A 25,621-nucleotide genomic window follows, 5' to 3' on the forward strand; every position below is an offset into this window, starting at 1 on the left:
CTGTCGTTGACATCTATAGGATGCCACCGTGGCGCATAGACGCCTCGGCGGGGGCGAGTCCATCTGATTACACGGGTATGGAGCGACTTCAGTCGCGAAGAGGCCTATCATCGCGGGCTACCGATACGAGAACCAGCATGCTGATCCCTTACGACCAACTCGAACCTGACACCCTGACCCGCCTGATCGAAGATTTCGTGACCCGCGATGGCACTGACAATGGCGACGATACGCCTCTGCAAACCCGCGTGCTTCGGGTGCGTCATGCCTTGAGCAAAGGTCAGGCAGTGATTTTCTTCGACCTTGAAAGCCAGCAATGCCAGTTGATGCCAAAGCACGATGTGCCCAAAGAATATTTCGACTAAGGCTCAGGCTGCAGGCGACTCGGGAGCGGCGGCCTGCTGCGAGAGCTTTCGGGCAATGCGCCGGAACACTTCGGCGCGATGGATCTTGATGTCTTTGGGGGCATCGATTCCGAGCCTGACCTGATTGCCGTTCACCCCGAGAATCTGCACGGTGATGTTGTCACCGATGGAAAACGATTCGCCAATTTCCCGCGTTAGTACAAGCATTTTCTGCCTCTCTTGTTATTGCAAAGAGTGCAGAGTGCGCCCACGAAAAGGTCGCTTCAATGAGGCGGCGGCAAATCAGTAACGCCCTTCAAGCTCGCCAGAACACACTGTCGGAAACGTCTTACTTGCAGACCAAACGAGTAGGAAAACTGCCATATCCCCGGCGTTCAGGACGCCGACCAGCGTGGCCCCAACAGGATGATTGTCGCGCCGATGACGCAAAAGGCGACACCCAGCCAGTCGCTGCTCAAGGGCCTGACCCGCTCGACCACGCCCAGCCAGGCAATCGACGCAATGATGTAAATCCCGCCATAAGCCGCATAAGCACGGCCTGCGTAGGCTGACTCGATCCGGGTCAGCAACAGGGCGAAGATCGTCAGGCTGATGAGTGCCGGAATGACCCACAAGGCACTCTTGCCCTGACGCAGCCACAGCCAGAATGCATAACAGCCGAATATCTCGAACAGGGCCGCAAGGAAGAACCAGAGGTAATTGAGCACGCCAGTCTCGTCAGTCAGAGTTTGAATGGCCGAACCCTAGCAGAAAAAGACTTTCCTGACCCCGGCCTTCAAACCCTGACAGGGCAACGGATCAGGCCTTCGTCTGCCGGGCCTTGGCGCGCATCTTGGCGCACATGGTGGTCATCTCGTCATAGAGCGCCTGGGGATGCTTGCGTTTCAAGGTCCAGGCATCACGCCCCTGCTCATGGGGCAGGATCATGAACTCGCCCTTGGCGACTTCGTCGAAGATGTAATCGGCAATGTCACTGGCGCTGATGGGCGAGCTTTCCAGCAGCTTGCCGACCTGAGCTTTCATCGCAGGCGTCGGGCCGCGGAAGGAGTCCAGCAGGTTGGTCTGAAAGAACGACGGACAGACCACATGCACGCCGACGCCCTGCTCGGTCAGCTCAACCAGCAGGCTTTCCGACAGCGCCACCACACCCGCCTTGGCGACGTTGTAATTGCTCATGGCCGGCCCCTGCATCAAGGCCGCCATGGAAGCGATATTGATGATCTTGCCCTTGCTGGCCTCCAGCAGCGGCAGGAATGCCTTGCAGCCTTTGACCACGCCCATGAGGTTGATTGCGATCTGCCAGTCCCAATCTTCCAGGGACAACTCGCTGAAGAAACCACCCGAAGCCACACCGGCGTTGTTGACGATGATATCGATGCCGCCAAAGCGTTCTTCGCAGGCTTGCGCCAGGGCCATGAGCTGGCTGTAGTCGCGCACATCGCAGCGCTGGGTAAAGCCTTCGCCACCGGCTTCGCGCACCATGGCCAGGGTTTCCTGCAAACCGGCATCGTTGACGTCGGACAGTGCCAGGCGCCAGCCTTCGCGAGCCCAGCGAAGTGCAATTTCACGGCCCAGACCAGAGCCCGCGCCAGTAATCATGATGCGATTTTGCATAGAGAGTGCCTTGTGGTTTGCAGGACGTTGTCTGGAGTGTAATCACAGCTGACGGTCTCTAATGCCACCATCAAGACGCTGAATGCCGGCCCCTCATGTCTGCCTGATACGACGCACGAAGCGGATCAGCAGCCAGCCATAGATCGCGGCATTGATCGATACCACGACTGCGCCCAGCCACAACTGGATCTGCGGTGTCAGCGCTGGCGGATAGATCAGCGGAATCAGGTAATGCTCGATGAAGCCACCGTCATAACCCTGCTGACCGGCCTTCTGGCGCAGGGAGTTTTCCAGGGGCGTCAGCGGGCAATACAGGTGAAAGAACTCCACCGAAGCCCCCCACACCATGGCCGGGACATGCAGAAACCCGATCCAGGGTCTGCGCAGTACCAGCAGACCGCCAAACAGCACGAACAGAATAAACAGCAGATGAAACACGACCACGGCATCCGCAGCGAATCGATAAGGCATGGTGCAATCCTGTGTAAAAGTTCCATTGTTTTCAGGTCAATCATTCAGCCATGAAACAGGAGAAGGCGTCATATAAACCCTGAAAAAGTTCAATAATTATCACCGGTAAAAATCAGGTATCAGACACCTCGAAAAAAATATAAGCCATTGATATAAAAGAAATTTTCAAACAAATTAAAAACCCGTGAAATATTTAGAACCTTTCAAGATTCGCAACAGTCGGATAATTCAAGCAGCGAAAATCATATACCTGCTGAACATTGCTTTAACTGCAAACGCCATTCGACACTGACGAAAAGAAGGAACTCATCATGGGCATAAGCACGATTCTTATCATCGTACTGATTCTGATCCTGATCGGTGGTCTGCCGGTCTTCCCGCACTCCCGTAACTGGGGCTACGGTCCTTCGGGTGTTGTCGGTACGATCCTGGTCATTCTGTTGGTGCTGGTATTGCTTGGCAGGATATGACCTTATCGGTCGCCCAATGAAAAAGCAGCCCTTATGGGCTGCTTTTTTTATCGCTGATGAAACCTGCAAGCTTAGTGTGACGATGCACCGCTGGCACCCAGACCAGTCTGCGAACGTACGAATTGCGGGTAGAACAGCGCACGCTCTTCGTCTGCAGCCTTGGACTTGTCGGTGATGGAGAAGAACCAGATACCGATGAAGGCGATGATGATGGAGAACAGCGCCGGGTACTCATACGGGAAGATGGCTTTCGGGTTGTGCAGGATCTGCACCCAGATGGTCGGACCCAGCACCATCAGCACTACAGCACTGATCAGCCCCATCCAGCCGCCAATCATGGCGCCACGGGTGGTCAGGTTTTTCCAGTACATCGAGAGCAGCAGAACCGGGAAGTTACAGCTGGCCGCGATAGAGAACGCCAGGCCGACCATGAACGCGATGTTCTGGCTCTCGAAGGCGATACCCAACAGGATGGCCACGACCGCCAGGGCGATAGTCGTCATCTTGGAAACGCGGATCTCGTCTTTCTCGTTGGCCTTGCCTTTCTTGATCACGCTGGCATACAGGTCATGGGACACTGCCGACGCACCGGCCAGAGTCAGGCCCGCAACCACCGCCAGGATAGTCGCGAATGCCACCGCCGAGATGAAGCCCAGGAACAGACTGCCACCGACCGCGTTGGACAGATGCACCGCTGCCATGTTGTTGCCGCCGATCAAGGCGCCTGCTGCATCCTTGAACGCCGGGTTGGTGCTGACCAGCAGGATCGCGCCAAAACCGATGATGAAGGTCAGGATGTAGAAGTAGCCGATGAAACCGGTGGCGTAGAACACCGACTTACGGGCTTCCTTGGCATCGCTCACGGTGAAGAAGCGCATCAGGATGTGCGGCAGACCCGCAGTACCGAACATCAGGGCCAGGCCGAGGGAGAACGCCGAAATCGGGTCTTTCACCAGACCGCCGGGGCTCATGATCGCCTCACCTTTAGGGTGAACGGCAACAGCCTGGGCGAACAGCTGGTTGAAGTCGAAGTTGACGTGCTTCATGACCATCAGCGCCATGAACGAAGCACCCGACAGCAGCATCACTGCCTTGATGATCTGTACCCAGGTAGTCGCCAGCATGCCACCGAACAGCACATACAGGCACATCAGGATACCGACCAGGATCACCGCAACGGTGTAGTCCAGACCGAACAGCAGCTGGATCAGCTTACCGGCACCCACCATCTGGGCAATCAGGTAGAACGCCACCACCACCAGCGAACCGCAGGCGGACAGGGTGCGAATCTCTTTCTGCTTCAGGCGATAGGAGGCCACGTCGGCGAAGGTGTACTTGCCCAGATTACGCAGGCGTTCGGCGATCAGGAACAGAATGATCGGCCAGCCCACCAGGAAGCCGATCGAGTAGATCAGGCCGTCGTAGCCAGAGGTGTAAACCAGTGCGGAAATACCCAGGAAGGACGCCGCCGACATGTAGTCGCCTGCAATCGCAAGGCCGTTCTGGAAACCGGTGATCTTGCCGCCTGCGGCGTAGTAGTCGGAAGCCGAGTTGTTCTTCTTGGATGCCCAGTAGGTGATGTAGAGGGTGAAGGCCACGAACATCACGAACATGATGATCGCCGGCACGTTCAGGGGCTGCTTCTGCACGGCGCCGGTCAAGGCGTCGGCTGCCATCAGAGCAGGTGCGAATGCTGCAAGGCCCAAGGCCGCGGAGAGACGACGGATCATTGCTGAACCTCCTTGAGGACTGCAGCGTTCAGTTCGTCGAACTCACTGTTGGCACGGCGTACGTAGATCCCCGTCAGAATGAACGCCGAGATGATCAGGCCGACCCCTATCGGCATGCCCCACGTAATGGTTGAAGTCGCACTGATCTTGGCTCCCAGAATATGAGGTCCATACGCAATCAAGAGAATGAATGCGGCATAGAGCCCGAGCATGATCGCCGAAAGAATCCAGGCGAACCGCTCTCTTTTGGAAACCAGCTCCTTGAAGCGCGGGCTGTTTTGAATCGAGAGGTAAATGCTGTCGTTCATTGTTTTTGTCCTCGCAGCACAGATGAGTTGTCACGTCTTCAACTTTAGTCAGGTCCGGCACGTACTCCAGACGACCTTAGTATTAGAACGACATTAATCATTGAAGCACTTCAAGGGACTTTTGCAGGTTCACATCGAACCCGGATAAACAAAAGGCCATCTGCCAGAAATGGCAGATGGCCTTGAACCATGCGATACAGAGGCTTCGCTGTTATTTAGCGGTCCATGCGGCTACACGCTCAGGGTGCTTGGCCACCCACTCCTTCGCCGCGGCATCAGGTTTGGCGCCATCCTGAATCGCCAGCATCACTTCACCAATTTCGTCCTTGGATTCCCACTGGAATTTTTTCAGGAAGGCAACGACGTCAGGCGCTTTCTTCTCCAGGCTCAGGCTGGCAACGTTGTCGACGGTTTCAGCAGCGCCGTATACGCTTTTCGGGTCTTCAAGAAAACGCAGTTTCCACTTGGCGAACATCCAGTGCGGCACCCAGCCGGTGACCACGATGGACTCCTTGCGTTTCTCGGCACGGGTCAGCTCGGCAATCATCCCGGCTCCCGAACTGGCCTGCAGCTTGTAACCGTCAAGGCCGTAGTCCTTGATGGCCTGGTCGGTCTTGAGCATCACGCCCGAGCCGGCATCGATCCCGGTGATCTTCTTCTTGAAGGAATCATCGGTCTTGAGGTCTTCGATGGTCTGGGCCTTGACGTACTCCGGCACGATCAGGCCGATCTTGGCGTCCTTGAAGTTCGGGCCGTAGTTCACGACCTGATCCTTGTATTTGGTGTAGTACTCGCCATGAGTGCCAGGCAACCAGGCCGACAGCATCATGTCCAGCTTGTCGGTGGCCACTGCCTGCCACATGATCCCGGCTGCAACGGATTGCAACTTGACGTCATAGCCCAGTTTTTCCTTGAGCACTTCGGCGGCTACGTGGGTCGTGGCGACACTGTCGGACCAGCCTTCGACGTAGCCGATGGTCAATGTCTTGGTTTCAGCAATGGCCAGCGTGGAGCTGGCGGCCAGTACCAGCGCGGCACCTGCCCCCAGAATTTTTCGCATATTCATCATCACGTCCCCGGAAGTTGCGCGCCGACGGATGTCGGGCTGCATTAACGTTGTTTTTCAGAGTCGCCCGTCATGCCCGGCTTTGGGGCAGACGGTGCCCTTCACGTTTCAGTCGTGCTCGCCCGCCATGACAGGCATCACATCAACTTCTCGATAATCAACCGGCCTGCAGATCGGACATGCTCTGTCAGCGACACGGAGGAACCGGGAAACGACACCACACAGCCATCAGCGACAATGCTCACGAAAAGCGTCAGCAAAGCCGTCTGGTTTTTGTATGAAACAAAACATGCGATCCCCCTCGCCCCCTTGCAGGGCCGGGACTGCGGGATGGGCCTCTGCCCCGTTCTGGTTCACTCAGGGCCGGGAAACAGAATGTGTTACCGCCCATGACCAGCTGCCACGCAAGACGGGTAACACGGAAACAATCGCATTGCCTTTCGCCCTTGGGCTTTACCGAGTTATTTTTCAAACCATTGTTTTTAAAGGACTTTAAAAAGTTGGCACAGCTTCTGCTATCTCTCTGGCACAACAAGAATAAAAACACGTAGCAAACCAACAAGAACAACACGAAACGGCTCTGACATAACAAGAACAACACGGACAGAGGCGCAGCTAACAGATTTTTTTGGAGTGGATAGGCTTTACAGGGACCTCTTGAACGAGAGGCCTCGCAACCGGACAGAGAACAATAAAACTACCTTCAGGTAGCTTCCCGTACCGGCTGGACCATGACGTTGTGCAGACCCATGGTTAAAGTGAATCAGCGCTCAAAAAAATACGTTTGCTCTTGATCCCGGATGGGGATCACACAAGAACGCAGTAAAGGGACTGGTCACCAAAAACAAGAACAGACCGCCCTATAAAAATAAAAAGAGCAGGCAAAAACACATTGGAGGAGAGCCCAGGCTCTCCTTTCGTGTTTTTGGCTTTTCAGCTGCAAGCTGCAAGCTGCAAGACAGACACGTCATTCCCCCCTTTGCGACATTAAAAATAACAAAAAAGCACGGACGCACATTCCAGGCTCCACAGAACGTGTATTGTTTCGCTGGATTTACACAGGTTCGTTCGCTCATAGGGCACTTTGGCACTACACCGGTGGTCATAGGCTGCATACCTCACCAGCACTTCTTTCCCAAGGGATTTAGTCATGCTCCGTTTTCTGCGCTTCGCTACCGTTTTAGGTGGCTTATGTTTGAGTGCGTCCGCTCTGGCGACCAACATTGATCCCGCCACCTATGGTTATCCGCTGACTAACCCGTTTGAAGCGACCATTGCGACCACTCCACCGGACATGCGCCCTGAACTGCCTGACGATGAAGATATCGATCAGGACGTCTACACGCTCAATCTGCACCCGGAACGCGAATTCATCCTGCCAGACAATTTCTGGGCGGTAAAAAAGCTGAGCTATCGCCTGGCCAGGCAAGACCATGCAGCACCGCTGATTTTCCTGATTGCCGGAACCGGCGCGCCTTATAACAGCACCCTCAATGAGTTCCTGAAGAAGTTGTATTACGGCGCGGGTTATCACGTCGTGCAGTTGTCCTCGCCCACCAGCTACGACTTCATGAGTTCCGCTTCGCGTTTTGCCACGCCGGGGATCTCCACGGAAGATGCCGAAGACCTGTACCGGGTAATGCAAGCCATCCGCGCCCAGCAGGCAGACTTGCCGGTGACCGAGTATTACCTGACCGGTTACAGCCTCGGCGCACTCAATGCGGCCTTCGTCAGCAAGCTGGACGAAACACGTCGCAGCTTCAACTTCAAGAAAGTCCTGCTGCTCAACCCGCCGGTCAACCTTTATACGTCCATCAGCAACCTGGACAAGCTGGTACAGACCAACGTCAAGGGTATCAACGACACCACGACGTTCTATGAACTGGTACTGGCCAAGCTGACCCGCTACTTCCGCCAGAGAGGCTACATCGACCTCAACGATGCGTTGCTCTATGACTTCCAGCAGTCCAAGCAGCACCTGACCAATGAACAGATGGCGATGCTGATCGGCACCTCGTTCCGTTTTTCGTCGGCCGACATTGCATTCACTTCCGACCTGATCAACCGTCGCGGCCTGATCACCCCGCCCAAGTTTCCGATTACCGAAGGCACCAGCCTGACACCGTTCCTCAAACGCGCCATGCAATGCGACTTCGACTGCTACCTGACAGAGCAAGTCATCCCCATGTGGCGCGCCCGCACCGATGGTGGCAGCCTGTTGCAACTCGTGGATCAGGTCAGCCTGTATGCACTCAAGGATTACCTGCACACCAGCACCAAGATCTCGGTCATGCATAACGCCGACGACGTGATTCTGGGCTCGGGTGACCTGGGCTTCCTGCGCAAGACCTTCGGTGATCGCCTGACCGTTTACCCATACGGCGGCCATTGCGGCAACATCAATTACCGCGTCAACAGTGACGCCATGCTGGAGTTCTTCCGTGGCTAAACGTCTTTTGCTCCTTGCCGCCATATTGTGCGCAGGTACTGTCCACGCCGCTGACGCGGACACCAGCAACAAAGCCCAGCACCCTGCCACCGTGGTGCGCAACCTTGATGCCGATGGTTTTACCCAGCCGCTGAAATCGCTGCAGTTCAATCCCGGCCTGGACCAGCGCGAATTCGAGCGCGCCTCCATCAACGCTCTGGAAGTCTACGACCCGCTGGAGTCCTGGAACCGTCGGGTCTACCACTTCAACTACCGCTTCGATGAGTGGGTCTTCCTGCCAACGGTCAACGGCTATCGCTACATCACACCGGGTTTCGTGCGCAGCGGCGTCAGCAACTTCTTCAGCAACCTGGGCGATGTGTCCAACCTGCTGAACAGCCTGCTGCAGTTCAAGGGCCAACGTTCCATGCAGACCACCGGGCGTCTGCTGCTCAACACCACCATCGGCATCGCCGGTCTGTGGGACCCGGCCACCATGATGGGCCTGCCACGCCAGACCGAAGACTTCGGCCAGACCCTGGGCTTCTATGGCGTACCGTCAGGCCCGTACCTGGTACTGCCACTGTTCGGTCCGTCGAACCTGCGTGACACCGGTGGCCTGGTGTTCGACTACGCCGCCGAAACCCAGATCAACTTCCTGAACGTGGCCGAGGTCAGCAGCGACCACCCGGAAATCACCCTGCTGCGCGCCATCGACCGCCGTTACGTCACCAGCTTCCGCTATGGCCAGCTGAACTCGCCGTTCGAGTACGAGAAAGTGCGCTACGTCTATACCGAGTCGCGCAAGTTGCAGATTGCCGAGTAACAAATGCGGCAATCAAAAACGCCCGGCCCAGGTTACCTGGGTCGGGCGTTTTTCATGACACCGTCAAACTTCAGTGAGGTGCCGGACCATAGTCGTTCACACCGTTGGTGCCCGGCAAAAACAGCAAGGATATCTGGGACAACGGACCCAGGATTGGAATAAGGCCAATAAACACACACCAGCCGCTGAGATTGATGTCGTGCAGCCTTCTGACGGTCAAAGAGAGATTGGTTATGAACATGGCCACGAACAGGACAGCGGTCGCAGGCCCGAGACCTATGCTCGGATCAAACCAGTCGTTACTGAAATCAATCACCAATGCCACCGCGACTAGCCCGATACAAAGCAGGGCGAAGACGAAGAATTCCATCCTTGACGCCCGGCCACTGAAATCGAATGTTTTTGCAAACGTGTTATACAGATGATTCATCCCTGCTTCTCTTCTTGATGGCTGTATTGGCATCCCGTGGTCAATGACTGACCACGGCCCCTCTAGCGGCGACCAATCTATCGATTTAAAAAAATAGGGATGCAGTCACCCTCCGAAACATCCGTAGGAAAAATCAACAAAGCCAAGACTCTCCATTCTTCGGACGCCATCGAAAGCCCACGGATTGTTTTAATCATCAGAAAAGCTGATTTATGTGCGCCAAAAATCAAACCCATCAATCGAAGCATTCACACTAAGATGGCACCATTCTCACTTGACCAGGAGTGCCCTTTTCATGGCTCAATTTCGTAAAGTGCTGTCGATCCAGGCTGGCCAACCGACTTCCGACGGGGCCGGTGTGCGCCTGACGCGGGTATTTGGCGGCCAGGGGGTCGAGCAGTTCGATCCGTTTCTGATGCTTGATGAGTTCGGTTCGGACAAGCCGGACGACTACATTGCCGGCTTCCCGCCGCACCCGCATCGCGGCTTTGAAACCGTGACCTATATGCTCGAAGGCCGCATGCGCCATGAAGACCATATGGGCAATGTCGGTCTGTTGCAGAGCGGCGGCGTGCAGTGGATGACGGCGGCACGGGGCATCATTCACAGCGAGATGCCCGAGCAGGAAGAAGGTGTGATGCGCGGCTTTCAGTTGTGGCTGAATCTGCCGGGCAAGAACAAGTTGATGGACGCCAGTTACCAAGACATCCAGCCGCAAGACATCCCGCGCCTGACCACCGAAGCCGGTGTTGAGGTGGTGGTGATTGCAGGCCGGTTTGACGATGGGAAGGCTCAGCAGGACGGTGCCGTGCAACGGCCGGATACCGAGCCGCAGTATTTCGACTTTCACCTGCCCGCAGGCCGCAGTATCAGTCCGCGACTTCCTGAGGGGCATCGGGCGTTGCTCTATGTGTATGAAGGCACTGTCGAAGTTGAAGGCTGCCCGCAGGCCGTTGGCGCAAGCCGTCTGGTACGGTTGGCCGATGACGGAGAGTTGCAGATCAACAGTGCGAATGGTGCGCGAGTGCTGCTGATTGCCGGCAAACCCTTGCGCGAGCCTGTGGTGCAATACGGGCCATTCGTGATGAATACCCGCGAAGAGATCGAACAGGCATTGCGGGACTTCCGGGATGATCGGTTGACGGCCTGACTGGAAGAAGCATCGCGAATGAATTGCTACTACTGTGTGGGAGCGAATTCATTCGCGAAAAACGCTTACTCCAACCGCAAGAACCGCTTCAACTCGTCCCGCTGAGCCATGGCATCGCGGCGACCAAGGTCGATCAGTTCGCTGCAATAGCCCGCCTCGAACAGCAGATAGCTCAGGACGCTGGCGCCGCTAGTCTTGGTCGCACCCGGGCCGCGCAGGAAGGTGCGCAATGCCGGTGGCAGTTCGTGGCGATGACGGGCGGCGATTTCATCCAGTGGCTGGCTCGGGGAAATCACCAGGACCTCCACGGGTGCCATGCCAGGTTGGCGCCTGGCCTGCTCGTCTGCCAGCAATGAACTCATCAGGTTCAGTCGCTCAAGCAGTTCAATATCGCTTTCCAGGTTGTCGATGAAGGTGCTGTTGAGCATGTGGCCACTGATTTGCGCCAGGCTCGGTTGAATGCCGCTGGTGGCCCGATGGATCTGCTTGTTGGGCTGCACGCCTCGCGGGTTGCCGCTGACACCCACCACCAGCACGCGATTGGCACCCAGATGCAGTGCCGGGCTGATGGGGGCCGACTGCCGCACCGCGCCATCGCCGAAGTATTCATGTCCGATTTTCACCGGTTCGAACAGCAGCGGGATCGCCGAACTGGCCAACAGGTGGTCCACGGTCAATGCTGTCGGCAGGCCGATGCGTCGATGGCGCAACCAGGGTTCGATGGTGCCGCCACCCTGATAGAAGGTCACCGCCTGCCCGGACTCGTAGCCAAAGGCTGTTACCGCTACAGCCCGCAAATGATTGCTGTCGATGGCAGCATCGATACCCGACAGGTCAAGCCGCTCGCCGAGCAGGTCGCGCAAGGGCGAACTGTTGAGCAACGCGACAGGAATGTCGCGGCCCAGCCCGGTCAGGCTGCGCCCGAAAAAACGCCCCGCCTGGCGAATCACGCCAGGCCAGTCGCTGCGCAGCACCTGGTGGCTGCGAAATGACTGCCAGAACTCCGTCAACTGGCGGATCGCGATACGAAAGTGCAACGCGCCACTGGCCAGTTTCACGGCATTGATAGCGCCGGCCGAGGTGCCGACGATCACCGGAAACGGGTTGGCGGCGCCTGCTGGCAGGAGGTCGGCAATCCCCGCCAGTACACCGACCTGATAAGCAGCACGAGCGCCACCTCCTGACAGGATCAAACCGGTAACCGACTCTTTCTCGTTCACTGCATTTGTCACTACTGCGCGCTCTGGCATCTACAACGGACCTCAGTGAACAACCATTTCTTTTTATTTATGTTTTTTGTATAGCTTCGGTTCACCCTCCGGTCGACTTTTAAAACGTCGATGCGCCCAGAGATATTGCTCCGGACATTCAGTGATGGCAATTTCAACCCACTGATTGATGCGCAAACAATCCTCTTCATCGCTCTGGCCGGGGAAATCCGTCAGCGGCGGATGAATCACCAACTTGTAACCACTGCCGTCTGCAAGGCGTTGCTGGGTGAACGGCACGACCTGGGCGCGCCCCAATTTGGCGAACTTGCTGGTGGCCGTCACTGTAGCGGCCTGAATGCCGAACAGCGGCACGAACACACTCTGCTTGGCGCCGTAGTCCTGATCCGGTGCATACCAGATGGCCCGGCCTGCCCGCAGCAGCTTGAGCATGCCGCGCACGTCTTCGCGCTCGACGGCCAGTGAATCGAGGTTGTGCCGCTCGCGACCACGACGCTGGACGAAATCGAACAACGGGTTCTTGTGTTCGCGATACATGCCATCGATGGTGTGCTGCTGGCCCAGCAAGGCTGCACCGACCTCAAGGGTGGTGAAATGCAGGGCCATGAGAATCACGCCCTCGCCCTGTTGCTGGGCGCGCTGCAAATGCTCCAGCCCCTCGATGTGGGCAAGCTTTGCCAAACGGCCCCTGGACCACCACCAGCTCATGGCCATTTCGAAGAAGGCAATGCCCGTGGAGGCAAAGTTTTCCTTGAGCAACTGCTTGCGCTGAGCGGCGGACAAATGCGGGAAACACAGCTCCAGATTGCGCGAGGCGATATATTTTCGATCAGTGGCCACGCAGTACATCGCCGCACCCAGCAGGCGACCGATCACCAGCAGCACTCGAAACGGTAACTGGACAATCAGCCACAAGAGCCCCAGCCCCAGCCACAGCGGCCAGAAACGGGGGTGAAGAAAACTGGCTTTAAAACGCGGGCGATCCATTTAAGCTTCCGTCAGGACAAAGGCTGCGCATTCTACATCGGTTCGACCCGGCTTGCGGCTCGCGGGCGTTCTCGTTATAAGTCTCGGCACTTTTAGCGACAAGCTGTTGTGTATCCCGACCATGAGCCAGATCGAATCGCAAAACCCGGACCCCGTGTTTCAGCTCAAAGGCAGCATGCTGGCCATTACCGTCATGGAGCTGGCCCGCAATAACCTCGACGCACTGGACCGCCAATTGGCGGCCAAGGTCGCCCAGGCACCGAACTTCTTCAGCAATACCCCGCTGATCCTGGCACTGGACAAGCTCGCACCCAATGAAGGCACGGTGGATCTACCCGGCCTGGTGCGCGTCTGCCGTCAGCATGGCCTGCGCACGCTGGCGATACGGGCCAACCGCATCGAAGACATTGCCGCCGCCATTGCCGTCGATCTTCCCGTGCTGCCGCCTTCCGGCGCCCGGGAGCGTGTGCTGGAGCCAGTGGAAGCAGAAGCGCCAAAAAAGATTCCCGAAAAACCGCCTGAGCCCACCATCAAGCCGACTCGCGTGATAACCGCTCCCGTGCGCGGCGGACAGCAGATTTATGCCCAGGGCGGCGACCTGGTGGTCGTGGCACCAGTGAGCCCCGGTGCGGAACTTCTGGCCGATGGCAACATCCATGTTTACGGCCCAATGCGCGGCAGGGCACTGGCAGGCATCAAGGGCGACACCAAGGCACGGATTTTTTGCCAACAACTGGGCGCCGAGCTGATTTCGATTGCCGGGCAATACAAAGTTTCCGAAGACTTGCGCAGGGATCCTCTCTGGGGTGCTGCGGTACAAGTCAGCCTGTCCGGTGACGTGTTGAACATCATTCGTCTTTAACGGATACTGCCGCAATTTTCAAAGCATCTCTGATTCGTCGCGAAAACGTAGTAAAGGTTGTAGGAAATCCGGAGAAACACCTGTTTCTCGATGGTTACACCCATCGAAGTAGTGGCTCAGCGCCATCTTTGAAGGCGAGCTTCCGTGATTTCCGTCATTCTTCGATTAACGTCGCTTCAAGGGATGCTCTTCAGGGACTAACTGTCCTTTTCCTCTAGGGGTGATACACCTTGGCCAAGATTCTCGTGGTTACATCCGGCAAGGGTGGTGTGGGCAAGACCACCACCAGCGCCGCCATCGGCACAGGCCTCGCTCTGCGTGGTCATAAAACAGTGATCGTCGACTTCGACGTCGGCTTGCGTAACCTGGACCTGATCATGGGTTGCGAGCGCCGCGTGGTGTACGACTTCGTCAACGTCGTCAACGGCGAAGCGACACTCACTCAGGCCCTGATCAAAGACAAGCGCCTGGAAAACCTCTACGTGCTTGCAGCGAGCCAGACCCGCGACAAGGATGCGCTGACCGTCGAAGGCGTCGAGAAGATCCTCGATGAGCTGAGAGAAAACTTCGAGTTCGTGATCTGCGACTCCCCTGCCGGTATCGAAAAAGGCGCCCATCTGGCCATGTACTTCGCTGATGAAGCGATCGTCGTGACCAACCCGGAAGTCTCTTCGGTACGTGACTCGGACCGCATGCTGGGCCTGCTGGCCAGCAAGTCGCGCCGCGCAGAGCGCAACGAAGACCCGATCAAGGAACACCTGCTGCTGACCCGCTACAATCCTGAGCGCGTTACCAAAGGTGAAATGTTGGGCGTCGAAGACGTCGAAGAAATCCTCTCGATCCGTCTGCTGGGCGTGATCCCGGAATCCCAGGCGGTCCTGAAGGCTTCCAACCAGGGTATCCCGGTCATTCTCGACGACCAGAGCGACGCCGGTCAGGCGTACAGCGATGCGGTCGATCGTTTGCTGGGCAAGGACGTTGCTCATCGTTTCGTCGATGTGCAGAAGAAAGGATGGTTCGAGCGTCTTTTTGGAGGCCGCTAAATGAATATTTTTGACTTCTTTCGTGACCGCAAAAAAGAAAGCACGGCCTCGGTAGCGAAAGAGCGTCTACAGATCATCGTGGCGCACGAACGCGGCCAGCGGAGCACACCGACACCAGACTATCTTCCTGCCCTGCAGAAAGAACTGGTGGAAGTGATCCGCAAATACGTCAACATCGAGTCAGACCAGGTACAGGTCGCTCTGGAGAACCAGGGCAGCTGTTCGATCCTGGAACTCAACATCACCCTGCCAGATCGCTGATCAGGCAGTTGTCCACGGCGGTATGGGCGGCACCTCTTTCGGAGTGCCGCGCATACCGCCGTTGGCGTTTACAGCGTTTCGAGGCCGTTGCATGCCGTTGTCGAACATCCGCATCATCCACCAGGACGCCGCCGTTCTGGTCATCGATAAACCCACATTACTGCTTTCAGTCCCAGGTCGTGCCGACGACAACAAGGATTGCCTGATTACCCGCCTGCAGGAAAACGGCTACCCCGAAGCCCGAATCGTGCACCGACTGGACTGGGAAACGTCCGGCATCATCCTGCTTGCACGGGATGCCGATACCCACCGCGAGCTGTCTCGCCAGTTCCATGACCGCGAAACCGAAAAGGCTTACACCGCCCTGTGCTGGGGTCAGCCAACCCTGGACAGCGGCAGCATTGACTTGCCACTGCGCTACGACCCGCCGACCAAGCCCCGGCATGTGGTGGATCATGAGCACGGGAAGCACGCGCTGACCTTCTGGAAGATTGTGGAGCGCTACGACACTCACTGTCGCGTGGAACTCACGCCGATCACCGGTCGCTCCCATCAGTTGCGTGTACACATGCTGTCCATCGGGCATCCGCTGCTGGGTGATGGTTTGTACGCCCATCCAGAGGCATTGGCTGCGTATCCGCGCCTGTGCCTGCATGCCAGCATGCTGAGCTTTACTCATCCGGTCAGTGGTGAGCGGTTGAAGTTCGAGTGTGCGGCACCGTTTTGATGTGTTCGCGAAAAGCACGACTGGGGCCAATACGGTAAACTCGCGCCATTGCTGTCTGGAGCTACCTATGCGCGAAGAGCTGAACAAAGGCCTGATCGACTTTCTCAAGGCCTCCCCTACCCCGTTCCATGCCACTGCAACCCTTGTAAATCATCTCGAAGCGGCCGGTTTCCAGCGTCTGGACGAGCGCGAAACCTGGGCGATCGAAACGGGCGGGCGTTATTACGTCACTCGCAATGATTCCTCCATCGTCGCGTTCAGAATGGGCCGCCAATCGCCACTGACTGGCGGTATCCGCATGGTCGGTGCCCATACCGACAGCCCATGCCTGCGGGTCAAGCCGCAGCCGGAGCTGCAGCGTCAGGGTTTCTGGCAACTGGGTGTGGAGGTCTACGGCGGCGCGCTGCTGGCACCCTGGTTCGACCGTGACCTGTCGCTGGCCGGGCGTGTAACCTTCCGCCGTGATGGCAAGGTCGAAAGCCAGTTGATCGATTTCAAGCTGCCTATCGCGATCATTCCCAACCTGGCCATTCACCTCAATCGTACCGCCAATGAAGGCTGGGCGATCAATGCCCAGAACGAACTGCCGCCGATCCTGGCCCAGGTGGCCGGTGACGAACGCGCCGACTTCCGCGCCCTGCTCACCGAGCAACTGGCCCGTGAACACGACCTGAACGCCGATGTGGTGCTCGATTACGAGTTGAGCTTCTACGACACCCAGAGCGCAGCCGTGGTCGGCCTCAATGGCGACTTCATTGCCGGTGCCCGTCTGGACAACCTGCTGTCATGCTTCGCAGGCTTGCAGGCGCTGCTCAACAGCGACACCGATGAAACCGCTCTGCTGGTGTGTACCGATCATGAAGAAGTCGGCTCCTCGTCGACCTGCGGCGCAGACGGCCCGATGCTGGAGCAGATCATCCAGCGCCTGCTGCCCAACGGCGAAGACTATGTGCGTACCATCCAGAAATCGCTGCTGATCTCTGCGGACAACGCCCATGGCGTCCACCCCAACTACGCCGAAAAACATGACGCCAACCACGGCCCGAAACTCAATGCCGGGCCGGTCATCAAGGTCAACAGCAACCAGCGCTATGCCACCAACAGCGAAACTGCCGGTTTCTTCCGCCACCTGTGCATGGCCGAAGAAGTCCCGGTGCAAAGCTTTGTGGTACGTAGCGACATGGCTTGCGGCTCGACCATCGGCCCGATCACAGCAAGCCACCTGGGCATTCGTACCGTGGATATCGGCCTGCCGACCTTTGCCATGCACTCGATCCGAGAACTGGCCGGCAGCCATGACCTTTCCCATCTGGTGAAAGTGTTGAGTGCGTTCTACGCCAGTCACGAGCTGCCGTAGTTTCCCTTCTTCGCGAATGAATTCGCTATCGCGGATTCATTCCCCTCAGAAGGCTTCAAGCGCAATGCCGAAGCCTTCATTGCTTCGTGTCGACTAAAAACAGTTGACAGAAACTAACAAACTCCTGTTCGCTGCTATTCAACCTCAAGAAATAATCTTGAGTGGATTCAATCAACAGACATGACAAGTGCAGACCTGTCAGGAGTGCCCATATAAGGCCTCCATGAATACAATAAAAATAAGGAAATTAATCATGAACACACAAATGCAAAAGAAATTACCAACCCCTTCGTTACCTCAACTAAACGACGACGGTGCATTGAGCCTGGCGCAGCTTCTTGGAAGCGGTATCAAGGTCGTTGTGCCCGTTTACCCGGCCATGAAAGCTGGCGACATGATTTCAGTCCCATGGGAAGGCACGCCTCAGGCACCCGAGCTTACTTTCCCGCAGATTCATACTGTTCAGCAGGTAAAAGAACTAACACTCCAGATCCCCTATTCGTCCGTTTATTCAGGATGGAAAAAGCTGAAGATTTATTACCACGTCAACGACGTTGGTGATTCCGGGGCGGTGGAAGTTGATATCGTTCCCTGACTGATAGCAGTGATTTACATAATACTTAGTTTAATAGTGATTCGCCTCCCGGCTTACTTGGCCCAGAGGCGAAACACTCTCTTGGGTGTCGCCGACAACCGGCAGACTGGACAGAAAATCCCCCGCCACCGCACTGACATGAATCGCATCATGCCGCCAGTATTCGAGGTCGCAATCGATCAGGCGACCACGCTGATCGTAGTTGACCCTGGCAATGCACAAGCCCGGGCTGCCCACTGAAACCTTGAGCGCCGCACAGGCATCGGCATGCAGAGCCGTAGGCACAATCTCGAAATGCACCTGACCATAGGACAGATCGTAGCGGCTGGCGTACAGCTCGGTGAGGGACTGGCTGAAGTCGCAGTCGAGGATGCCGGGGAAGTATTCCGGGTTCAGGTAATGCTCGACATACAGCACCAGGCGCTGATCGATGCGCCGCGCCCGGCAGATCTGGATCACGCTGGACAGCGCTGGCAACTGGAGCTTTTCACAGATTTTCGCCGAGGCCGGTTGCAACCGTGCTGAAATGACCTGGGTTTCGGCTACACGCCCCTGGGCCTGGACCATTGCATGAAAATGGCTACGGCGGATCAGGTCATAGGCCAGACGCGGGGGCGAAACAAACCAGCCACGACGCTCCTCGCGGTAGATCAGCCCCTGGGCTTCCAGCTGCACCAGGGCTTCGCGCAGGGTGATACGTGTCGTATCAAATACTTCACTGAGCTTGCGCTCGGCAGGCAGTTTGCTACCAGACGGTAACAAGCCGTGCTCGATCTGCTCCTGCAAGGCATTGCAGATGGTGGTTACCGCTCGTGGTACATCTTCGCGCATCAGGATACCTGGCTGGACTAGACCAGCTCCATTAAAGGGCACGCTTCGAGACTTGAGCCCTCATTGAAAGTGCTTTCAAGCCTAGGTCGCATATATGACTGTCATGTGACAAATCGCTTCACATTCCATGCCAATGGTCGCTTGAACACCGGGAAAGTCCTTGGAGAACAGGCTATCCAGGATGGTCTACGCTTAGCCTTCAGCGCAGCTCACAGGCTCTGACCATAGAACAGAAAACACCACTCGACACAAAAATGTCATGCAAGAAGCCTAACTTGGCTCAGGTATTGCTGATCTAGACCAACCATCCGCAACGAACGCTTCCTGAAGAAGTGCAAAAGGAGATTTGAATGAAACACCTATTGTTGGCATCACTCCTCGGTTCCGCCATTGCCCTGAGTACCTCGGTTATGGCAGCGGACACAGACCTCAAGACGCTGGAAGCCGCAGCCAGAACCGAAGGCGCGGTCAATAGCGTCGGCATGCCGGATGACTGGGCCAACTGGAAAGCGACCTGGGCCGACCTGGAAAGCAAGTATGGCCTCAAGCACATGGACACCGACATGAGCTCGGCTCAGGAAGTGGCCAAGTTCGATGCGGAAAAAGACAACGCCAGTGCTGACATCGGCGACGTGGGCGCAGCCTTCGGCCCGATTGCCGTTGCCAAGGGCGTCACCCAGCCCTACAAGCCAAGCACCTGGGAACAGGTCCCGGACTGGGCCAAGGACAAGGACGGCCACTGGGCTCTGGCTTACACCGGCACCATCGCTTTCATCGTCAACAAGAAGCTGCTGCACGGTTCTGAAGTACCAACCAAATGGTCCGACCTCAAGAGCGGCAAATACATGGTCACCATCGGTGACGTGAGCACCGCCGCCCAGGCCGCCAACGGTGTGCTGGCGGCTTCCATCGCCATGAAAGGCGATGAGAGCAACATCGCTCCAGGCCTGCAACTGTTCACCGAGCTGGCCAAGCAGAAACGCCTGGCACTCAACAACCCGAACATCCAGAGCATGGAAAAAGGTGAAGTCGAAGTCGGCATCGTCTGGGACTTCAACGGCCTGAGCTACAAGGCCAAGATGACCAACCCGGACGATTACGTGGTGCTGATCCCGTCCGATGGCTCGGTGATTTCCGGTTACACCACCATCATCAACAAATACGCCAAGCACCCGAACGCGGCCAAACTGGCGCGTGAATACATCTTCAGCGACGCCGGCCAGATCAACCTGGCCAAAGGCAACGCACGTCCGATTCGTGCCGAGCACCTGACCCTGCCGGCAGAAGTTCAGGCCAAACTGCTGCCAAACGAGCAGTACAAGGGCGTGACCCCGATCAAGAACGCAGCGGCGTGGGAAGCGACTTCCAAGAAGCTGCCTCAGATGTGGAACGAGCAGGTCATCGTTGAAATGAACTGATCAAGGCAGAGGGCGAGTCAGCGTGTCTGCTCGCCCTTGCCTGTAACACCCTTGTATCGATTGCAGTTGGAGCGACCGGCTCATGAAACACAATGTCATCCTCATCGTGCTCGATGGCCTCAACTACGAAGTGGCAAGGCATGCGATGGGGCATCTTCAGGCTTACAGCAGCGCAGGCCGGGCCGTGCTGTACAAGCTCGAATGCGAATTGCCAGCGCTGTCACGCCCCTTGTACGAATGCATCCTGACCGGGGTCACGCCCATCGAAAGCGGCATTGTGCATAACCAGGTTTCACGCCTGTCCAACCAGCGCAGCATGTTCCACTACGCCACCGATGCCGGACTCACCACGGCTGCGGCGGCCTATCACTGGGTCAGCGAGCTGTATAACCGAACGCCGTTCGACGCCGCCCGGGACCGTCATACCGACGACCTGGCGCTGCCGATCCAGCACGGGCATTTTTACTACGCCGACCATTACCCCGATTCGCACCTGTTTGCCGACGCCGAAAGCCTGCGGGTCAGACACTCACCGAATCTGTTGTTGATCCACCCCATGAACATCGACGACGCCGGGCACAAGCACGGCCTCGACAGCCCGCAATACCGTAACAGCGCACGCAGCGCTGACATCCTGATTGCCGATTACCTGCAACGCTGGCTCGACGCTGGCTACCAGGTGCTGATCACCGCCGATCACGGCATGAACAACGACCGATCACATAACGGGCTGCTTCCCGAAGAACGTGAGGTGCCGCTGTTCGTGCTGGGCGATGCATTCAGTCTTGACGCACAGGCAACCCCCAGACAAACCGAGCTGTGCGGCACTGTCTGCGAACTGCTCGGCGTGCCCCACGACAAACCGGTCTGCCGGGAGATCCTCAATTGACTACCAACAATCGTGGCAAATGGCTGGGGCTGCTCTGCCTGCTGCCGTTTGCCCTGTTCTTCATCGTGTTTCAAATTGCGCCGCTGGTCTGGGTCATGATCAACAGCCTGCACTCCGAAGCAGGCTGGGGGTTTGACAACTTCGCCAAGGCGTTCAGCTCCCGCTTCTACCGTCAGGCCATTCAGTTCAGCCTGGAGATCAGTTTCTGGTCCAGCCTGTTCGGCATCGTGATCGCGGTACTGGGCAGTTACTCGCTGCGCAACGTGGATTCGCGGCTACGGGACTTCGTTAACTCCTTCGCCAACATGACCAGCAACTTCTCGGGTGTGCCGCTGGCCTTCGCCTTCATCATCCTGCTGGGCTTCAACGGCGCTGTAACGCTGATGCTCAAGAAGGCCGGGATCATTGAAGACTTCAACCTGTATTCCAAGACCGGCCTGATCATTCTCTACACCTACTTCCAGATCCCTCTGGGCGTGCTGCTGCTCTACCCGGCCTTCGATGCCTTGCGCGAAGACTGGCGCGAATCCTCGGCTCTGCTGGGTGCCAGCAGTTTCCAGTACTGGCGCTACATCGGCCTGCCGGTCCTGACGCCTGCGCTGCTGGGTACTTTCGTGATTCTGCTGGCCAATGCGCTGGGTGCCTACGCCACCGTCTATGCCTTGACCACCGGCAACTTCAACGTGCTGCCGATCCGCATCGCAGCCATGGTGTCCGGTGACATCAGCCTCGACCCGAACATGGCCAGTGCCCTGGCGATGATTCTGGTAGGCCTGATGACGCTGGTCACTGTCGTTCATCAATGGTTGCTGAAGAGGAGCTACCATGTCTCGCGCTGAAAGAGGTCCCGCTGGGATCTACCACCGCTTCGTGGTCTATGCCCTGTTCTTTATTCTGCTGCTGCCACTGGCCGGTACGCTGCTGTACTCGCTGTCCACCAGCTGGTCGGCGAGCATTCTGCCCAGCGGCCTGACCTTCAAATGGTACATCGCGCTGTGGAGCGACCCGCGCTTCCTCACCGCATTCGGCCAGTCGCTGCTGGTCTGCGTGGGCGCGCTGATTCTGTCGGTGGTGCTGATCCTGCCACTGCTGTTCGTGGTGCATTACCACTTCCCGCGCCTGGATGCGCTGATGAACATCCTGATCCTGCTGCCCTTCGCCGTGCCACCCGTGGCCTCGGCCGTAGGCCTGTTGCAACTCTATGGCTCCGGTCCCTTTGCCATGGTCGGCACGCCCTGGATTCTGATCGGCTGCTACTTCACCGTCGCACTGCCGTTCATGTACCGGGCCATCAGCAACAACCTGCAGGCGATCAACCTCACCGACCTGATGGACGCCGCCCAGTTGCTGGGGGCTAACACCTGGCAGGCGGCTTTCATGGTGGTGCTGCCCAACCTGCGCAAGGGCTTGCTGGTGGCGTTGCTGCTGTCGTTCTCCTTCCTGTTCGGCGAGTTCGTCTTCGCCAACCTGCTGGTGGGCACCCGCTATGAAACCCTGCAGGTGTACCTCAACAACATGCGCAACAGCAGCGGGCACTTCAACAGTGCGCTGGTGATTTCCTATTTCCTCTTCGTGCTGGTGCTGACCTGGGCCGCCAACCGACTGAACAAGGACAAAGACTGATATGAGTTTTGTCAGTATCGAAAACCTGCAGAAAAGCTACGCCAGCACAGCGGTGTTCAGCGATATCAACTGCGCCATCGGACGCGGCGAGTTCGTCACCCTGCTCGGCCCGTCGGGCTGCGGCAAGTCGACCCTGCTGCGCTGCATCGCCGGGCTGACGTCGGTGAACAGCGGACGCATCCTGCTCGATGGCCAGGACCTGGTGCCGGTCACCCCGCAAAAACGCAATATCGGCATGGTATTCCAGAGCTACGCACTGTTCCCCAACATGACCGTGGAGCAAAACGTCGCGTTCGGCCTGCGCATCCAGAAGGTCAACGCCGACGACGTCCACAAGCGTGTCGCCGAAGTGCTGAAGCTGGTCGAACTGACCGATTTCGCCAGCCGTTATCCGCACCAGATGTCCGGCGGCCAGTGCCAGCGCGTTGCCCTGGCCCGCTCGCTGGTCACTCGCCCGCGCCTGCTGCTGCTCGACGAGCCACTGTCGGCACTGGACGCACGGATCCGCAAACACCTGCGCGAACAGATCCGCGCCATTCAGCGCGAACTGGGCCTGACCACCATCTTTGTCACCCACGATCAGGAAGAAGCGCTGACCATGTCAGACCGAATCTTCCTGATGAACCAGGGTCGTATCGTCCAGAGTGGCGATGCCGAAACCCTTTACACTTCACCTGCGAACGTCTTTGCGGCCGGTTTCATCGGCAACTACAACCTGCTTGAACCCGACGACGCCTCTCGCCTGATGCAGCGTCCGATCAACACCCGCGTTGCCATCCGCCCCGAAGCCATCCAGCTCAGCGTGACCGGCGCACTGGAAGGCGAAGTGCTCAGTCACAGCCTGTTGGGCAACGTGATCCGCTATCGCGTACAGGCCCGTGACGTGGAACTGGTGGTCGACGTACTCAACCGTAGCGCGAAAGACCTCCACCCGAACGGACAACGTGTGAGCCTGAACATCGAGCTTTCGGCTTTGTGTGAGGTGGGTTAGGGGCAGTGGCAAGTTGCAAGCTTCAAGCTGCAAGTGAAGAGCACGCAAAACCGCTTGAAGCTTGCCGCTTATAACTTGCAGCTGCACGCCCACCACCCACTCACCCGAACAACAAACCTAAGGAGGCGTGCATGCCTTTAGCAATTTTCGACCTAGACGAAACCCTGATCGGCGGTGACTGCGCCAGCTTGTGGAGCGAGCAGATGGGACGTCTGGGTTGGGTCGATCCCGAGTCGTTCATGAAGCGTAACGACGAGTTGATGGCCGCCTACAGCGCAGGCAAACTGGCCATGGAAGATTACATGGCCTTCAGCCTTGAACCCATGGCAGGCCGTACACCAGAGGAAGTCGATCATCTGGTCGGCCCATGGGTCGAGGACTTCATCGAACCGATCATCTACAGCGACGCCTGCAAATGCATCGCGCAGCATCGCGCCAAAGGTGACCGCATTCTGGTGATTTCGGCGTCGGGCGTGCATCTGGTCAAACCCATTGCCGAGCGCCTGGGCATCGATGAAGTGCTGGGGATCGAGCTGGATGTGCAGAATGGCGTCTATAGCGGCGCAACCGTAGGCGTGCTGACCTACCGCGAAGGCAAGATCACGCGCCTGATGGACTGGCTGGATGCCGAGGGTGAAAACCTCGAAGGTGCAAGCTTCTACTCCGACTCACGCAACGATTTGCCGTTGCTGCTCAAGGTTGACCATCCCCATGTGGTCAATCCGGATGCCGTACTGCGCGAGCATGCCGCAAAAGCAGGCTGGCCGGTGCATGACTGGAAGTAATCCAACATCATGAATCAAAACGCATTTCCGTAGGAGCGAATCCGGCGGCGCTCCGCTCATTCGCGAAGGCCCTTCGCGAATGAATTCGCTCCTACGCGGCAATGGCGCTAAACGAGGCTCTCGTCGATCACCAGCACAATCTTGCCCGACACCTGATTGGTCGCCAGCTCAGCAAATGCGGCTTCGGCGTCCTTGATCGGGAAAGCCTTGGCCAGTTGCGGTTTGAGGCGTCCTTCAGTGAATAGCGGCCAGACGTGCTGACCCAGATCGCTGAGCAGGTCGGCCTTGAACTGCTCATCACGGCTGCGCAAGGTCGACCCGAGAATCTGGATACGCTTGCCCAATACTTGAGCCAGGTCCACCTGCGCCTCGCGCCCGCCCATCAGGCCGATCAGCACCCAGCGACCATCGAGCCCCAGCAGCTTGACGTTCAGCGCTGCGTAATTGGCGCCGACCGGGTCGAGGATCACATCGAACGGGGCAAAGTCACTCAGGCTTTCCAGGCTGTCGCTGCGCACAACGCCGCCTTGCGCACCCAGTTCAACACAATAGGCCAGACGCTCGGTCGAGCCGACGCTGACCCAGACCGGGCTGCCGAAAGCCTTGCAGAGCTGGATACCCGCTGAACCCACGCCACTTGCTCCGGCATGCAGCAAGACTTTTTCACCGGGCTTCAGACCTGCCAGTTGGAACAGATTCAGCCATGCCGTGGCATAGACTTCCGGGATCGCGGCCGCCTCATGCAGCGACAGACCTTCGGGCACGCGCAGCACATGACGCGCATCGACCACCACCTCTTCGGCCATGGCACCGCCCGCCAGCAGCGCGCAGACGCGGTCGCCAACCTGCCAGGAAGTGCCCGGCCCGACTTCGTCGATCACGCCCGAGCACTCAAGGCCCAGGATCGACGTGACGCCCGCCGGTGGCGGATACAAACCCGCACGCTGCAACAGATCAGCCCGATTCAGGCCCGCGGCAGCCACTTTGATGCGAACTTGTCCCACATCAAGGGCCGGACTTGGCTCTTCGACCCATTCCACATGTCCTTCAATGCCTTGTAATGCCTTCACAGTGCCTCCGTAGTGAGTCAGGGCAATCGCCCGGGCTTTTGAATTATGCGACCGGGTTCACGAACGGGCGACCTTTAATCTGCCCGACTGTCCGG

General features: G+C 57.6%; 28 protein-coding genes and 1 pseudogene. 17 read left to right on the forward strand and 12 right to left on the reverse strand.

The annotated features are described in order from the left end of the window. Positions 1-137 precede the first annotated feature (137 nt). Positions 138-365 carry a YheU family protein gene (locus tag K5D32_RS13085; RefSeq protein WP_221526883.1) on the forward strand — a complete coding sequence of 76 codons (228 nt, stop codon included), beginning with the start codon at positions 138-140 and terminating at the stop codon, positions 363-365. Between the two features lie 3 nt (positions 366-368). Here K5D32_RS13085 and csrA read toward each other — a convergent pair whose 3' ends face one another. The 4 genes from csrA to K5D32_RS13105 form a co-directional block, all read right to left on the reverse strand. After that, the gene (gene csrA, locus K5D32_RS13090) at positions 369-572 is read right to left on the reverse strand and encodes a carbon storage regulator CsrA (protein ID WP_025261121.1); all 204 of its coding nucleotides are present in this window, start codon (positions 570-572) and stop codon (positions 369-371) included. Positions 573-739: 167 nt separating this feature from the next. Beyond that, positions 740-1,072 carry a YnfA family protein gene (locus K5D32_RS13095; RefSeq protein WP_216703678.1) on the reverse strand — a complete coding sequence of 111 codons (333 nt, stop codon included), beginning with the start codon at positions 1,070-1,072 and terminating at the stop codon, positions 740-742. A 91-nt stretch (positions 1,073-1,163) separates the two neighbouring features. Then, positions 1,164-1,979, reverse strand: a complete 816-nt coding sequence (locus K5D32_RS13100) for an SDR family oxidoreductase (protein ID WP_095067436.1) — start codon at positions 1,977-1,979, stop codon at positions 1,164-1,166. A 93-nt stretch (positions 1,980-2,072) separates the two neighbouring features. After that, a complete protein-coding gene (locus K5D32_RS13105; RefSeq protein WP_221594123.1) occupies positions 2,073-2,450 on the reverse strand; it encodes a DUF2784 domain-containing protein in 378 nt (125 codons plus the stop codon). Positions 2,451-2,761: 311 nt separating this feature from the next. Between K5D32_RS13105 and K5D32_RS13110 the strand changes: the two genes are divergently transcribed. After that, positions 2,762-2,920: a DUF3309 family protein gene (locus K5D32_RS13110; protein ID WP_038399964.1), complete on the forward strand. Its 159-nt coding sequence runs from the start codon at positions 2,762-2,764 to the stop codon at positions 2,918-2,920. Positions 2,921-2,991: 71 nt separating this feature from the next. Here the strand turns inward: K5D32_RS13110 and K5D32_RS13115 are convergent, their stop codons facing one another. From K5D32_RS13115 to K5D32_RS13125, 3 genes are all read right to left on the reverse strand, one after another. Continuing rightward, complete coding sequence (locus K5D32_RS13115; protein ID WP_221575569.1) at positions 2,992-4,650, reverse strand: cation acetate symporter; 1,659 nt, start codon at positions 4,648-4,650, stop codon at positions 2,992-2,994. Then, positions 4,647-4,958, reverse strand: a complete 312-nt coding sequence (locus K5D32_RS13120; protein ID WP_221575568.1) for a DUF485 domain-containing protein — start codon at positions 4,956-4,958, stop codon at positions 4,647-4,649. Before K5D32_RS13120 ends, K5D32_RS13115 begins: the two co-directional genes overlap by 4 nt. Before the next feature lie 211 nt (positions 4,959-5,169). Continuing rightward, positions 5,170-6,024: a glycine betaine ABC transporter substrate-binding protein gene (locus K5D32_RS13125; RefSeq protein WP_198725467.1), complete on the reverse strand. Its 855-nt coding sequence runs from the start codon at positions 6,022-6,024 to the stop codon at positions 5,170-5,172. Between the two features lie 1,150 nt (positions 6,025-7,174). On the opposite strand from K5D32_RS13125, the gene K5D32_RS13130 reads away from it, so the two are divergent. Then, positions 7,175-8,473: a serine/threonine protein kinase gene (locus K5D32_RS13130; protein WP_025261128.1), complete on the forward strand. Its 1,299-nt coding sequence runs from the start codon at positions 7,175-7,177 to the stop codon at positions 8,471-8,473. After that, positions 8,466-9,278: a VacJ family lipoprotein gene (locus K5D32_RS13135; protein ID WP_221575567.1), complete on the forward strand. Its 813-nt coding sequence runs from the start codon at positions 8,466-8,468 to the stop codon at positions 9,276-9,278. Before K5D32_RS13130 ends, K5D32_RS13135 begins: the two co-directional genes overlap by 8 nt. Before the next feature lie 70 nt (positions 9,279-9,348). On the opposite strand, the gene K5D32_RS13140 is transcribed toward K5D32_RS13135, so the two are convergent. Beyond that, complete coding sequence (locus K5D32_RS13140) at positions 9,349-9,708, reverse strand: DUF805 domain-containing protein (RefSeq protein WP_221600573.1); 360 nt, start codon at positions 9,706-9,708, stop codon at positions 9,349-9,351. Positions 9,709-10,003: 295 nt separating this feature from the next. Between K5D32_RS13140 and K5D32_RS13145 the strand changes: the two genes are divergently transcribed. Then, positions 10,004-10,858, forward strand: a complete 855-nt coding sequence (locus K5D32_RS13145) for a pirin family protein (protein WP_221600576.1) — start codon at positions 10,004-10,006, stop codon at positions 10,856-10,858. A gap of 65 nt (positions 10,859-10,923) precedes the next feature. Here K5D32_RS13145 and K5D32_RS13150 read toward each other — a convergent pair whose 3' ends face one another. After that, entirely contained in the window at positions 10,924-12,108 is a 1,185-nt protein-coding gene (locus K5D32_RS13150; protein ID WP_221594128.1) for a patatin-like phospholipase family protein, read from the reverse strand. A gap of 33 nt (positions 12,109-12,141) precedes the next feature. Continuing rightward, positions 12,142-13,074 (reverse strand): lipid A biosynthesis lauroyl acyltransferase, encoded by a 933-nt coding sequence (locus K5D32_RS13155; protein WP_221600578.1) that lies wholly within the window; start codon positions 13,072-13,074, stop codon positions 12,142-12,144. Between the two features lie 121 nt (positions 13,075-13,195). Between K5D32_RS13155 and minC the strand changes: the two genes are divergently transcribed. The 6 genes from minC to K5D32_RS13185 all read left to right on the forward strand — a co-directional run bounded on the left by minC (position 13,196) and on the right by K5D32_RS13185 (position 17,919). Next, positions 13,196-13,936 carry a septum site-determining protein MinC gene (gene minC, locus K5D32_RS13160; RefSeq protein ID WP_198725453.1) on the forward strand — a complete coding sequence of 247 codons (741 nt, stop codon included), beginning with the start codon at positions 13,196-13,198 and terminating at the stop codon, positions 13,934-13,936. Between the two features lie 230 nt (positions 13,937-14,166). Next, positions 14,167-14,979 (forward strand): septum site-determining protein MinD, encoded by an 813-nt coding sequence (gene minD / locus K5D32_RS13165; RefSeq protein ID WP_025261135.1) that lies wholly within the window; start codon positions 14,167-14,169, stop codon positions 14,977-14,979. After that, a complete protein-coding gene (gene minE / locus K5D32_RS13170; RefSeq protein WP_025261136.1) occupies positions 14,980-15,240 on the forward strand; it encodes a cell division topological specificity factor MinE in 261 nt (86 codons plus the stop codon). Between the two features lie 91 nt (positions 15,241-15,331). Then, positions 15,332-15,967 (forward strand): RluA family pseudouridine synthase, encoded by a 636-nt coding sequence (locus tag K5D32_RS13175; RefSeq protein ID WP_221575562.1) that lies wholly within the window; start codon positions 15,332-15,334, stop codon positions 15,965-15,967. Positions 15,968-16,034: 67 nt separating this feature from the next. Continuing rightward, on the forward strand, positions 16,035-17,324 hold the full coding sequence (locus tag K5D32_RS13180) for a M18 family aminopeptidase (RefSeq protein ID WP_025261138.1): 1,290 nt from the start codon (positions 16,035-16,037) through the stop codon (positions 17,322-17,324). A gap of 253 nt (positions 17,325-17,577) precedes the next feature. Next, positions 17,578-17,919: a hypothetical protein gene (locus K5D32_RS13185; RefSeq protein WP_221600579.1), complete on the forward strand. Its 342-nt coding sequence runs from the start codon at positions 17,578-17,580 to the stop codon at positions 17,917-17,919. Positions 17,920-18,036: 117 nt separating this feature from the next. Here the strand turns inward: K5D32_RS13185 and K5D32_RS13190 are convergent. Then, positions 18,037-18,750: pseudogene (locus K5D32_RS13190) on the reverse strand (UTRA domain-containing protein); the annotation flags it as partial. A gap of 350 nt (positions 18,751-19,100) precedes the next feature. Here K5D32_RS13190 and K5D32_RS13195 point away from each other — a divergent pair. The 6 genes from K5D32_RS13195 to K5D32_RS13220 all read left to right on the forward strand — a co-directional run bounded on the left by K5D32_RS13195 (position 19,101) and on the right by K5D32_RS13220 (position 24,456). Then, entirely contained in the window at positions 19,101-20,168 is a 1,068-nt protein-coding gene (locus K5D32_RS13195) for an ABC transporter substrate-binding protein (RefSeq protein WP_200992513.1), read from the forward strand. A gap of 82 nt (positions 20,169-20,250) precedes the next feature. Then, positions 20,251-21,057, forward strand: a complete 807-nt coding sequence (locus K5D32_RS13200) for an alkaline phosphatase family protein (protein WP_221600580.1) — start codon at positions 20,251-20,253, stop codon at positions 21,055-21,057. Beyond that, on the forward strand, positions 21,054-21,896 hold the full coding sequence (locus K5D32_RS13205) for an ABC transporter permease subunit (RefSeq protein ID WP_221575557.1): 843 nt from the start codon (positions 21,054-21,056) through the stop codon (positions 21,894-21,896). Before K5D32_RS13200 ends, K5D32_RS13205 begins: the two co-directional genes overlap by 4 nt. Next, positions 21,883-22,680, forward strand: a complete 798-nt coding sequence (locus K5D32_RS13210; protein ID WP_221575556.1) for an ABC transporter permease — start codon at positions 21,883-21,885, stop codon at positions 22,678-22,680. Before K5D32_RS13205 ends, K5D32_RS13210 begins: the two co-directional genes overlap by 14 nt. Position 22,681: 1 nt before the next feature. Then, positions 22,682-23,671 (forward strand): ABC transporter ATP-binding protein, encoded by a 990-nt coding sequence (locus K5D32_RS13215; protein ID WP_221575555.1) that lies wholly within the window; start codon positions 22,682-22,684, stop codon positions 23,669-23,671. Between the two features lie 131 nt (positions 23,672-23,802). After that, on the forward strand, positions 23,803-24,456 hold the full coding sequence (locus tag K5D32_RS13220; RefSeq protein ID WP_221538541.1) for an HAD family phosphatase: 654 nt from the start codon (positions 23,803-23,805) through the stop codon (positions 24,454-24,456). 107 nt (positions 24,457-24,563) lie between these two features. Here the strand turns inward: K5D32_RS13220 and K5D32_RS13225 are convergent, their stop codons facing one another. After that, positions 24,564-25,526, reverse strand: coding sequence for an NAD(P)H-quinone oxidoreductase (locus tag K5D32_RS13225; RefSeq protein WP_221538543.1), 963 nt, complete (start codon positions 25,524-25,526; stop codon positions 24,564-24,566). Positions 25,527-25,621 lie beyond the last annotated feature (95 nt).

The organism is Pseudomonas cichorii, assembly GCF_019719005.1.
GTDB lineage: Bacteria > Pseudomonadota > Gammaproteobacteria > Pseudomonadales > Pseudomonadaceae > Aquipseudomonas > Aquipseudomonas cichorii_E.